The organism is Legionella sp. 39-23 (genome assembly GCF_001897665.1).
Lineage (GTDB): Bacteria > Pseudomonadota > Gammaproteobacteria > Legionellales > Legionellaceae > Legionella > Legionella steelei.
The window spans coordinates 180,388-192,953 of record NZ_MKTO01000047.1; the positions used below are offsets into that span (position 1 = coordinate 180,388).

Below are 12,566 nucleotides of genomic sequence, written 5' to 3' on the forward strand. Positions count from 1 at the left end.
GTGATAAGGATTCGAAATGTTAGACCGTACTGAACTCGAGCCTATTTTACTCATTGCTGATCCTAAAATTGTCGCCATCCCGGTAATTGATAATCAAGATCCAATGATTGATCTAATAAATTATTCAGAAATTAGCTATGGTCCTTCTCCTGAAATACCGAATAATACCGATTACACAAAAATGCGCAAAACAGTGTATGAAAAATTAAAGCAAGCCCAATCTTTATTGCCTGTAGGATTACGTTTTTGTTTGTATGAAAGTTATCGGAGTCTGACCCTGCAAAAGGCACTTTTTGATACACGTTATGAGAAAGTAAAAAATAAGCATCCCGAATGGTCATCGGAACAAATTTTCACGGAAACAACCCGTCTGGTTTCCCCAGTAATCAATCAAGATGGTTCACCCAATATTCCACCTCATTCAACGGGTGCGGCAATAGATGTTTATTTAATCAATGAGCAAGGAGAAACTATTGAAATGGGAATTCATCCTAAAGATTGGATGGAGGATATAGATGGCTCTCTTTCATTAACGGCGTCAGAAATTATTACCGAGGAAGCAAAAAAAAATCGAACACTCATGAGCAATGTCTTAGAGAGCGTTGGTTTTGTTAACTATCTAAATGAATACTGGCATTGGTCTTATGGCGATCGTTATTGGGCTTATTATAAACAACAGCCTTTTGCTCTGTATGATACTTACAAGTAGCCATCTCTTTGTAGCATGTATGCTTTATTAAAACAGAAGGCTGGGCCAAAGCCCATCCTACATAAAACGCAACAAAATACCATAGCTCCATTCGACAACTCTTCGAAAATTAGGTTATATTTCACCTGGCGTTATACGTTATGGATGTATCACTATAAGGAAATCATATGGCAAACATTAATGAAATTTACCCTCCAAATGTTTTAAGACGTAATTGGGGTTGGCTTTTAGGATTAGGAATAGTACTTGTTTTTCTAGGTTGCATCGGCTTGGGCATGGTCATTGGCTTAACTCTCGTCAGCATGTATTTTTTTGCGGCTTTATTAATAATCTCTGCAATCTCTCATTTTATTGACATTTTTAAACATAGAGACTGGCACGGCGTCTTCTGGCAAGCGCTCATTGCAATTTTATACCTGATTGGCGCCGCAGTTGTTTTGTATGATCCCTTTTTGGCATCCACTTTAATTACTGCACTCTTGGCTGTAGTTCTAATTATTATTGGCATCACGCGAATCATTTTAGCCTTATCTTTAAAAAAAGCTAAGGGATATGGCTGGCTCTTATTTGCAGGAATCATCTCCATAATTCTTGGCATATTAATCCTCATGCAATGGCCAATTAGTGGTTTATGGGTTATTGGAATGTTCATTGCAATTGATATGATTGTTAATGGCTGGTCTTACATTTTTATTGCGCTTTCGGTACGTGCATCGTTATAACGAACATAGTATGATACTGCATCCTTCCTAAATGCAGTATCATATGAGCTCGAGAACGCTACGTATCGCAACACGTCAAAGCCCATTAGCCTTATGGCAAGCCAATCATGTTCGTGACTTATTATTAAATAAATGGCCAAAGCTACAGATTGAATTATTACCGATGAGCACATCGGGCGATAAGTTCCTCAAGGATAAACTTCTGGCTATTGGTGGAAAAGGTTTATTTGTAAAAGAATTAGAAGAGGCATTGTTGGATAAGAGAGCAGATTTTGCGGTTCACTCTTCAAAAGATATGCCTGCAGAATTCCCTGAAGGCCTCGAACTCATTGCAATCTGCAAAAGAGATAATCCGCTTGATGTCTTTGTCAGTTACAAACACACCAATCTGCAAACGCTACCGGCTCAATCCATTGTTGGCACTTCAAGTCTTAGACGGCAATCGCAATTATTAGCGTACAGACCCGATTTAAGTATTAAATCCTTACGCGGAAATATCCATACTCGACTTGATAAGCTTAAATCAGGAGAATACCAAGCAATCATTCTCGCTGCAGCAGGTCTTGAGCGCATGGGGTTCACTGACATCATCACCGAACAATTATCAACACAAATCATGCTCCCGGCTTGTGGTCAAGGCGCTTTAGCAATCGAATGCAGAAGTGATGATTTAGAAATTCAGGATTTGCTTATCGAGCTCAACGATCCAATATCGTCTATTTGCGTGCATGCTGAGCGCAAGGTCAATGCACTCTTAGGTGGTAATTGTCATGTCCCTTTAGCAGTTTTTTGCTCACCAATAGCAAACAATCAACTGTCGCTACACGCAAAAATTTTAACCCTTGATGGCTTGCAAAGTATTCAGAACATGCAAACAGGCTCATTAGAACAAGCAACAAGCATGGCTGTAAATTGCGCTCAATCTTTGCTGGCACAAGGTGCTGCAAATCTTCTTGCATCAGTGCCAAAATGAGCAATTCACTTCATGGCTTACGCATTTTAAATACTCGCCCACGTGACCAAGCGAGTCAGCTAAGCCAAAGTATTCGTGACGCAGAAGGAAAAGTAATTGAACTTCCAACTTTAGAAATCGAAGCGACCAATACCAATTGGCTCAATTTATTGCCTGATTTAAAAACAGTTGACCATGCTATTTTTATTAGTGCTAATGCCGTTCGTTATTGTTTTAATCAATTAAACCAACAAAATATCGAATGGCCACCATCGATTCAAGTTATTGCAATTGGCCAAGGAAGTGCTGCAGCAATTCAAGAGTTCGGCATTCAAGTGAGTGCGATCCCCGTTGTACCTGACAGCGAACATTTATTGGCATTAGAAACGTTACAACAACCAGAAAAACAAAAGGTGCTACTATTTAAAGGAAAAGGCGGTAGACCTCTTATTGAGGAACAATTGATACAAAGAGAGGCTAATTTGGTCGTGCTCGAAGTGTATCAACGAGTTATTCCTCAAATTAGCAGGCAATTGATACAATCGATATGGCGCAATGATTTAGTGGACATTATACTGTTAACAAGTGAACAGTCTCTGCATAACCTTTTTAAACTGTTTGATAAAGAGGCTCATAATTGGCTACGTAATAAAAAATGGCTCATAATAAGCGAGCGACTGGCCCAAGTAGCCTCATCATTGGGCATAAGAAATATTAAGATATGCCACCCTAGCCGGGTGATGGATACATTGTTTGACTACGTAAACAAGGATTAACTTATGGCAAACGGTAACGAAGAACAAGTACAAAAAACAAAAAAAGTAGCTCATCCCACGCAAGTTGAGAAAACAAAACCCCAAAATAATCCTACTGCTTCTAAAAATAAATGCCTGGTCACTGCATTAGCTTTTATTATTGCCTTAGGTGCTCTAGGGGTGGCAGCCTATACCCTCTCTCTAAATAAACAATTGCGTGCACAATTAAACCAAGCACAAACTAATTTCTCTACGCAACTACAACAACTCGAACAAAAACAAGAGCAAGCTGAAGAACAAATCAGTGCAAAAACCAATAATGCTCAAGAAATACAAACACAATTACAAAGTAAATTTGAGCAACTGAACAAGCAATTACAAAATGCAATGAACCAAAAGTTCTATCAAAATCAAGATTGGCTTCTTCTCAAAGCACGTTACTATCTTGAGTTGGCACAAATCAATGCGCATTGGAGTAATGACATTGATTCAACAATAGCCCTGTTGCAACAAGCAGATCAGCTCTTAAAACAGTTAAACGATCCTAAAATTTTTGATATACGACAAGCAATAGCTAAAGATGTAGCACAAATGCAAGCTTTACCATCAGTAGATGTTGCAGGTTTGTTAAGCCAATTGGATGCCGCTCAAAACAGTGTTAATAATTTAAGCATTCCTTTACCTATAAGCGAGAGCCTACCGACAACAGAGCATGTAACGACGCCAGCTAATAATTCTTCTTGGCGCTCCCGTTTACAAAATAGTATGAATGTATTAGAAAAACTTGTGGTCATTCGCCGTCATGATCAAGAAATAAAACCGCTCATGTCTCCCATATTTGAAGCCATACTCAAAGAAAAGCTCCATCTAAATCTCCAAGAAGCGCAATGGGCCGTTCTAAACAACAATCCCTCTGTTTATCAAATGCTTCTGAAGCAAGCGATAAATAATCTGCAAATGAATTTTAATAAAAACTCACCAGATACAACCGCTTTAATCAAAAAACTCACTGAGTTACAACAAATGAATGTAACTCAAAAAAGGCCAGCGCTAGGTTCCGCTCTCCCCATGCTCAATGAATTGATTGACGCAAAGAAAACTCCAGAAAATCAATCCTTAAATAGCGAACATGGCGAACAAGGAGGAAATCAATAATGCTCCGTCTTCTTATTGCTTTTCTGATTTTACTGGGTGCTGTCGCGTTAGGAATTCAGCTAAATAAAGATCCAGGCTATGTATTAATTGCGATCAACCACTGGACTATTGAAACTACGGCTTGGGTCGCTGTCTTTAGCATTATTATTTTGTTCATTATCGTGTATTTTATTCTGCGTTTATTCCAGAAAATTTCTCGAACCCCTCGCGCATTAACTAAATGGCACTCCAAGCGACTGTCTCAAAAAGCCCAAGCAATTACTCGTAAAGGACTCATTGAATACAGCGAAGGATATTGGCTAAAAGCAAAAAATCACCTGATTAAGGCTTTACCCAATACCGATACGCCATTACTTAATTATTTAACAGCAGCTCGAGCGGCCCAAAAAATGGGCGACAACCAATTACGTGATGATTATTTGCGTGAAGCGCAACAATCAATGCCTGAGGCTAAAATTGCTGTTGAATTGACACAAGCAGAATTACAACTCGCAAATCATCAATGGGAACAGGCTCTAGCAACCTTAAAACATTTACATGATATAGCACCACGCCATCCTTATGTTTTAAAACTCATCATGCAACTGTATCAAGAAGTCAAAGACTGGCCTCAACTCATTGCTATTTTGCCTGACTTAAAAAAATATCAGGTAGTTGACTCCCAAGAATTCGAATTATTGCAACGCAATGCTTATTTACAAAGGCTTAGTGATCTTATAAAGCAAAATCAACCATCGGCGGTAACTGCTTTTTTTCATGCACTACCAAAAACATTAATTGATGCCCCCAATATGATAGCTGAGTATGCTCGATTTTTATTAAAGAAGGCAGACTACGCTACCGCCAATGATTTATTGCGACGCTCATTGCGCAAAGAATTTAACCCGCAATTGATTAGGCTTTATAGCTTATTACCTGCAGATGAAAAACAACTCGCTTTTGCCGAAGGATTGCTGAAAAAAAACGCGCATTCCGCAGCGCTTTATTTGTGTTTGGGCCAAGTATGCATGCAACTTAAATTGTGGGGAAAAGCCAAATATTATCTCGAAAAATCAAACGAGATTGAACCTTCTGCCTTAGCCTATGAAACACAGGGACAATTGCATGAACAGCTCGGTGAAGGTGCACTTGCTTGTATCAGCTATAAACAGGGTTTGGAGTTAATTACAAAAGAAACCTCTGTTGAGATGTAGGCTGGGCTGTTAAGCCCAGAGTTATTGAATTAATTCGTACGCGCCATCATCAACTTCATTGTAAGTCCATTAACGGGAAGTAACTTGTTAAGCAAGAAATGCTTTGGAAGTTAAATGCTGGGCTTAACAGCCCAGCCGACAAAGTGCAGAGACGTCATTCCGAATATCATCGTGAGATTCTTTGTGGTAAGCCTTTCAGGATGGTGGTAATTTTTTATCTATAAAAACTTTGGATGATGGCATGCATCATTACAATTTATCTCGGTCTTTTCTACCTGGATAGTCACATGTTGAATATTAAATTCATGACGTAACTGCTCAACCCATTCTATCCGTAATGCATCAGAAAGTTCTTCATCAGGCATATATAAATGCACTGACATGGCATTCTCTTGAGTACTGAGTGCCCAAATATGTAAATCATGGAACCCTTTTACCCCTGATTTCGCAAGTAAAAAGTCGCTCACGGCAGTCCAGGAAATACTTGCTGGGACCCCATCCATAATCAGCCTGAAACTTCCCGCAAATAAAGACCACGTTCCTTTTAGAATAATTAATGCAATTAACAAACCAACTACTGGATCTATCCAAAGCCAGCCAGTCCAATACAATAACCCAGCAGATACGACCACGCCAACAGAAACCAATGCATCATAAAATAGATGTAAATAAGCACCGCGGATATTCAAATCATCAGAACCACGAGCAAACAATAATGCGGTAGCAAAGTTAATTACTATGCCCACGCCGGCAACAATCATTACAGACACCGCTTGAACTTCTGAGGGCGAAAATAATTTATATACGGCGTCTGTAGCAATAATTCCACACGTAAAGACTAATAAAATCCCATTTGCCAATGCAGAGAGAATGGATATTTTTTTTAACCCATAGGTCGCTTTCATCGTAGGCGCACGCTTCATCAGCACTGTAGCCATCCAGGCTAAAATTAAACCCAAAACATCGCCTAGATTATGAAATGCATCCGCCAATAAACTGGTTGAATTAGAAAGATAGGAAAAAACAATCTGTAAAACCACAAAAAGGCCATTAGCAACTATGGAAATGATAAATGCTTTCCCATAAGTAGCAGCAACATTTTGTCCGTGATGGTGATGATGTGAGCCATCATGTGAGTGCATACTCATAAGACTCCTTCGTCTTTTTGTTCTTCAACGTAATAATTAATTCCGATTTTAATGCGATTACGTTCTTTTTGTTTACGCCAAGCATTTGTATCACGCAAAGAATAAACACAGCCACAATATTCTTGCTTATAAAATTCTTCACGCTTTGCAATTTCATACATGCGCTCAGAACCACCATTTTTACGCCAATTATAAGTCCAGTATTCAATGTCTGGGTACTTATTTGCAGCGCGAATCCCACAATCATTAATTTGATTCATGTCTTTCCAACGAGAGATTCCCAAAGAACTGCTAATCACCGGGAAACCATGTTCGTGTGCATATAAAGCAGTTCGTTCAAAACGCATATCAAAACACATGGTGCACCGTTTACCACGCTCTGGCTCCCATTCCAGTCCTTTGGCTCGGGCAAACCAGTTATCTTTATCATAATCTGCATCAATGAAAGGGATATTGTGTTTTTGCGCAAAATTAATGTTTTCGTTTTTTCTGATTTCATACTCTTGAACAGGATGAATGTTCGGATTATAAAAAAAGATAGTAAAATTAATTTCTGAACTGATAAGCGCTTCCATAACTTCACCAGAGCAGGGGGCACAACATGAATGCAGCAATAACTTATCTGCACCATTGGGTAATTCCAATCGCTCTCTTTCTATCATTTTGTTACATCCGGCAAATTTATAAAATGGTGACGATAATATACTAATTCTGCAATGGAATCTTTAATGTCATCTAATGCTAAGTGTTTGGATTCTTTAACCACTCCATTCAACAATTCAGGACGCCAGCGAATGGCGAGCTCTTTCAGAGTACTCACATCTAAATTTCGATAGTGAAAAAAGGCCGCCAGTGCTGGCATGTATTTGTATAAAAATCGTCGATCTTGGCATACGCTATTACCACACATTGGTGATTTACCCTTATCCAGGTACTGTTTTAAAAAATCGATGGTCGATTGCTCTGCTTGCGTCTCGCTAGTTTGGCTTTCCAAAACTCGTTTGACTAAACCAGATTGCCCATGTTGTCTGGTATTCCAAGAATCCATACCATCCAACAAGGCTTTAGGTTGAGAAATAGCAAAAACTGGCCCTTCAGCAATTATATTCAAATGGGGATCAGTCACAACTGTAGCAAGTTCGATGATTCTGTCTTTTTCAGGCTCCAGTCCTGTCATTTCTAAATCTATCCAAATCAAATTTTGATTATTTTTCATTTGTTTTCCAGGAATTTAATATCAGTTCAACACATGCCACTCGTCTTTGATGTAATGCATGTTTAATTGCTTCACCCTTATAACCTTCCGTAATAAGGGCTTGACTGTTCACTTTAGCACATTCAGCAAGCAAATAACCCCATAATTTACTTTGGCGATAATCAATCTCTCGGCCACAACCTTCTGCATCGGATTGACAAGCAATTAACATATTATAGAAGAGATTTGGGCGGCGAAATGCATCACTTCGTTCTAAAAGTTTCACAATACTACTGGCTTGTAACTCAAATAAGCGATGAATATTCAAATGAAATCGTGAGGTCATCGTTGCAAGAGCACGATAATCATTGGGAATGCGTAAACGCGAACATAACGCTTCAATAATGGCCACACCACGTTCTTCATGACCATGATGACTTGGCCAATTATGCATCGGTGATAAAGCCTTACCCAAATCATGAACCAATGCGGCAAAACGGATCACTGGATCGTTTGTTAAGCCTACTGCCGCTTGCAAGACCAGCAAAGTATGCACACCACTATCGACTTCATGATGATATCGATAGGGGTTTGGAATACCAAATAATGCTTCAATCTCAGGTAAGATAATGCGCAATGCATCACAGGAGCGTAAGGTCATAATAAATTGCTCTGGATTTTTTTCCGCCAGACTTTTTTGCCATTCTTGCCAGACTCGTTCAGCAACCAAATGAGTCAATTCCCCCTGTTGCACCATGGTATACATCAATGAGCGAGTTTCATCTGCCAATTTAAAGCCTAAATGATGAAAACGCGCTGCAAAACGAGCAACACGCAGCACACGTACTGGATCCTCTACAAAAGCAGGCGATACATGCCGCAGTATCTTAGCGTCTAAATCCTGCCGCCCCTGATAAGGATCAATAAGATGTCCATGCTCATCCATCGCCATTGCATTAATCGTTAAATCACGACGTGCTAAATCATCTTCTAAAGTTACTGTTTTACTAAAATCACAAGAAAAACCATAATACCCTGGAGCAGATTTTCTTTCAGTTCGTGCTAAAGCATATTCTTCAGCTGTCTGTGGGTGCAAAAAAACAGGAAAATCACGTCCAACCTGTCTGAATCCTTTCGCTAATAAATCATCAGGACGAGAACCAACAACAACCCAGTCTCGCTCTTTTACCGGGAGTTTCAATAATTGATCACGAACAGCACCACCAACCAAGTAGACTTTCATTAAATTTAATTTACCTTCATACTGTATGATTATTTAACTCTACTTTGCTCGCATCGAGCCAAGAACATTTTTAATGATTATATTATAGATCTGAACTATGAGTAAAAGACGTATTAGTAAACAACAATCAGCTCGCATTGAAAAAATCCAAAACAATTATCATGAACATAAAAAAAGTCATGATGATCTAGTGGATGGTTTAGTGATTACTCGCTTTAGCAGGCATGTTGAAATTGAAGACCCGCACGGTAAGCATGTACGCTGCTCTATTAGACCAAACCTGGAAACATTGGTTGCTGGCGATCGCGTAATTTGGCAAGCAGAGGGGAAAAATCAAGGTGTAGTGGTTAGCCTGTACCCCCGAAGCAGCGTCTTAGCAAAACCGACTAGTGCCGGGACGATAAAACCTGTTGCTGCAAATATTACGCAACTGATTATCGTGATTGCACCCAAACCGGAAATTTCCTGGCCACTTCTTGATAGCTATTTGGTAATGGCAGAAACACTACACTTAAATGCAGTAATACTATTAAACAAAACGGATTTACCTTGTGAAGCTCTAAAAGAACAATTACTTCTAGATTATGGAAGTCTTCATTATCCTATTCTACAAACAAATAAAAACCTTCCTGAGGGCCTGCAACAACTGACACACATATTAAATCATCAAATCAGCGTCTTTGTAGGACAATCAGGAGTGGGGAAATCATCGCTTATTTCCAATATTTTGCCCCATGAGCAAAATATTACAATCAATGCAATTTCGGAACTATCAGAATTAGGTAGACATACTACCAGTAACTCACGCTATTACCATTTGCCCACTGGTGGCGCATTAATCGATTCCCCAGGAGTAAGGGAATTTAGTTTATGGCATATAGACTCGGCAGAAATCGCGCGTGGCTACACTGAATTTAGCCCTTTTCTGACACAATGTAAATTTCGTAATTGTACACATAAAGATACCCCTCATTGCGCCATTATCAAAGCAAAGGATGAGGGTTTAATTTCAGAAAGACGATATGAAAATTTTATTAAACTTTGTGCACAATATACAAAATAAAGTATATTTTGCGATTAAAATAATCAAATAAACGTCACCTCTGTATGTGTTAGGTAAGTCGTTGAGGGAAAAGGCTAGTATAGGCTGGACAGTTAAGCCCAGCCTATACATAACTCATGTCATCCCACGTTGTATTCACGATAATGCAATCATGTCTACGCACCGGATCACAGAACATCAAAAACACTTGCATAGATAGTCAAAAATGCAAACATGCCCTAGCTATATTGACCAATATAATCGAGTACAACTCTCCCAGAGCCTTTAGCATGTTCTTTTTGGGCAACACTTAAAATAGGTTTGCTTAATGTCAGCAAGTAATTGTTTACTTCCTCTTTAAGTTTAGGCTCGATATGAAGTGTAGCTAATTGATTTTTATACTCAATTATCATTGCTTCAACATCTTTTGCGCCTTCAGGAAAATTAAATAATTTTGTCGCATCTAATTTAGAACTTTGCGGGAAAAAAGCTAACGAAGTCTTTTCAGGAGGCAGGCATAACTTAGATACCTGTTTATTAATATGTTTCGTACACTTATTAAGAAATTCTGATTTTGCGATTTGCGGATCACATATCTTAATTAATCTTAATAAATTGGTGCGATGGCTGTCACTTAACTCATCTAAAAACTCTGTAAACAAAATATTGACACGCAATTGCTTCATGAGATCATTTTGGTTTTGAGCATACGTTTGAATTATGGCATCTAAAAGGTAATTAATACGTGTTTTCACGGATGAATTATTTGTATTAAACAGAAGTAATGCATTAAATAATAATTCAGGTTCAAACCAATAAACACCAAGCTCATCTAACTTACAATTATGAACTCGTTCCAACCATTTATTCGTTGTCTCAGAACGTGTAAACCAGGTGTACCAACCATTATCCTCTCTTGCTGGGATGATAATATCTCTAATAATTTTTTCGTAAGCACTTTCTAAGGCTTGCGGTTTATTTGCCGCGATTAATGGCAACAAAATAGTAAAAATTCCATAGGCTTCAGGAAATGCAGTATTTCTTTGGTCCCATAAACTACTGTGCGTTTGAGGAGCAAAGCAAGAAGAAAGTTCAAACCGAGTAGTAAGCAATGACACCAGTAACTTACAACAATTAACAAAGGCATCCGTCTGTGCAAATGGAGGAGCTGTTTTTTCAATTTCATCAGATAACTTTTGATAGACAAGAGCTAATTCTTTGCTTGTAGCTCTTAAATCAGGATTGATTTCAAATAACCATTTACCTAACGTCCGAACTTCATAATCTAGTTCCGCATAATTATTTGCAGTATGCAAATTAATGAACAGATCAAGTAAGTATTTTTCATCTTTTTTATACTTTATTTTTGTTCCATATAAAAAATTTACATCCGTTAAATCGTAGCCATATAAGCGGTTAAAAAAGTTTTTCACATCATTTTTAAAAAAAGAAAAATCGATATTATTGGCTCTCAAATAATAGTAGCGTTCAATTAACTCGAGTAAATGAGGTAATAGGGCTATAGGCATGCGTCCTTGAGCACGTAGATTAACAAAAACTTTTTTGCACATAAGATCCCAAAAGTTTTTGAATCGTTCATCACCAACAGTTACTTCTCGTGTGGTCACTTTACATAATTTTAGACGAGCTAATTCATCTATTGTAACAGCAGCTAATTTTCTATCCGCTCTATAAGTTGATAAAGTAAAATTTCGTCTTTCTAAATGCTCACAAAAGCTCAGTTTTCGATATAAAGTCTTACCCCCGTGGCCTAAATAGAAATTAAAAAGATTTGCCGTTTCATCAAGCGATGAAAAATCATTTAGGTCCTTATCATTTTTTAATGTCGGAATTAATATTTTTAAATAATTTATCTGAGCTAATGGAGCAAGTTCTTTCGCTAAACATATCCATGCCTGATTCGACGCTGAGGGATTACGAGTATAATCATCGTCTTTATCGACTATTGCTTCCCATCGATTTTTATAGCACGTAAGAAGAAAATGAACATCTGCGTTAGTTAATTTTTCACGTGCTCTTTTAGAAAATCGCTCTGAAAGACATTCAGATAGCACCTTATCACACTGAACTGGTGTGCCTTCCTTTTCAAGCGTACTGATTAAATCCAAAATTCGTTGGACTAACATAAGCTACGACCTATCCTAAATAAAAATAACTTAAACTAAAGTCTAATAAAAATCAATTATAAGACCCCATGACAAAAAAATACGCGAACAGTAAAGATAAAATATAAACAAAAAGTTAGAAATTCACATTAATTCAAGAGAATAGGGGGAAAATAAGCTTAACGTTCTAAGTCAAGCATACTCTGTTATTGACGTTTGTTCAAAGAAAAAAAAAGCGGCAAAAAAGCCGCTTTTTAAAAATAAAACCCTGGCGATGACCTACTTTCACATGAGGAAACCTCACACTATCATTGGCGCGGGTTCGT

At 38.2% G+C, this 12,566-nt stretch carries 12 protein-coding genes; 7 read left to right on the forward strand and 5 right to left on the reverse strand.

Translation table 11 applies throughout. The annotated features are described in order from the left end of the window. The first annotated feature begins 16 nt into the window (after positions 1–16). The 6 genes from BGO44_RS18175 to BGO44_RS18200 all read left to right on the forward strand — a co-directional run bounded on the left by BGO44_RS18175 (position 17) and on the right by BGO44_RS18200 (position 5,486). A complete protein-coding gene (locus BGO44_RS18175; RefSeq protein ID WP_273199322.1) occupies positions 17–709 on the forward strand; it encodes a M15 family metallopeptidase in 693 nt (230 codons plus the stop codon). Between the two features lie 167 nt (positions 710–876). Continuing rightward, entirely contained in the window at positions 877–1,431 is a 555-nt protein-coding gene (locus BGO44_RS18180; protein WP_273199323.1) for an HdeD family acid-resistance protein, read from the forward strand. A 43-nt stretch (positions 1,432–1,474) separates the two neighbouring features. Beyond that, on the forward strand, positions 1,475–2,404 hold the full coding sequence (hemC, locus tag BGO44_RS18185) for a hydroxymethylbilane synthase (protein WP_273199325.1): 930 nt from the start codon (positions 1,475–1,477) through the stop codon (positions 2,402–2,404). Next, positions 2,401–3,159, forward strand: a complete 759-nt coding sequence (locus tag BGO44_RS18190) for a uroporphyrinogen-III synthase (protein ID WP_273199326.1) — start codon at positions 2,401–2,403, stop codon at positions 3,157–3,159. The genes hemC and BGO44_RS18190 overlap by 4 nt, the downstream gene beginning before the upstream one ends. Positions 3,160–3,162: 3 nt before the next feature. Beyond that, entirely contained in the window at positions 3,163–4,293 is a 1,131-nt protein-coding gene (locus tag BGO44_RS18195) for a uroporphyrinogen-III C-methyltransferase (protein WP_273199328.1), read from the forward strand. Then, positions 4,293–5,486 carry a heme biosynthesis HemY N-terminal domain-containing protein gene (locus tag BGO44_RS18200; RefSeq protein WP_273199330.1) on the forward strand — a complete coding sequence of 398 codons (1,194 nt, stop codon included), beginning with the start codon at positions 4,293–4,295 and terminating at the stop codon, positions 5,484–5,486. The genes BGO44_RS18195 and BGO44_RS18200 overlap by 1 nt, the downstream gene beginning before the upstream one ends. 218 nt (positions 5,487–5,704) lie before the next feature. Here the strand turns inward: BGO44_RS18200 and BGO44_RS18205 are convergent, their stop codons facing one another. The 4 genes from BGO44_RS18205 to BGO44_RS18220 are packed head-to-tail and all read right to left on the reverse strand — an operon-like array spanning position 5,705 to position 9,072. After that, on the reverse strand, positions 5,705–6,634 hold the full coding sequence (locus tag BGO44_RS18205; RefSeq protein ID WP_273199332.1) for a cation diffusion facilitator family transporter: 930 nt from the start codon (positions 6,632–6,634) through the stop codon (positions 5,705–5,707). Continuing rightward, the gene (locus tag BGO44_RS18210; RefSeq protein WP_058510632.1) at positions 6,631–7,296 is read right to left on the reverse strand and encodes an epoxyqueuosine reductase QueH; all 666 of its coding nucleotides are present in this window, start codon (positions 7,294–7,296) and stop codon (positions 6,631–6,633) included. Before BGO44_RS18210 ends, BGO44_RS18205 begins: the two co-directional genes overlap by 4 nt. Next, complete coding sequence (gene orn, locus BGO44_RS18215; RefSeq protein WP_058510633.1) at positions 7,293–7,850, reverse strand: oligoribonuclease; 558 nt, start codon at positions 7,848–7,850, stop codon at positions 7,293–7,295. Before orn ends, BGO44_RS18210 begins: the two co-directional genes overlap by 4 nt. Continuing rightward, positions 7,840–9,072: a multifunctional CCA addition/repair protein gene (locus BGO44_RS18220; RefSeq protein WP_273199335.1), complete on the reverse strand. Its 1,233-nt coding sequence runs from the start codon at positions 9,070–9,072 to the stop codon at positions 7,840–7,842. Before BGO44_RS18220 ends, orn begins: the two co-directional genes overlap by 11 nt. 97 nt (positions 9,073–9,169) lie before the next feature. Here BGO44_RS18220 and rsgA point away from each other — a divergent pair, with 97 nt between their 5' ends. Further along, positions 9,170–10,135, forward strand: a complete 966-nt coding sequence (gene rsgA / locus BGO44_RS18225; protein WP_273199337.1) for a small ribosomal subunit biogenesis GTPase RsgA — start codon at positions 9,170–9,172, stop codon at positions 10,133–10,135. A 218-nt stretch (positions 10,136–10,353) separates the two neighbouring features. Here rsgA and BGO44_RS18230 read toward each other — a convergent pair whose 3' ends face one another. Next, positions 10,354–12,261, reverse strand: a complete 1,908-nt coding sequence (locus BGO44_RS18230) for a hypothetical protein (RefSeq protein WP_273199339.1) — start codon at positions 12,259–12,261, stop codon at positions 10,354–10,356. Positions 12,262–12,566 lie beyond the last annotated feature (305 nt).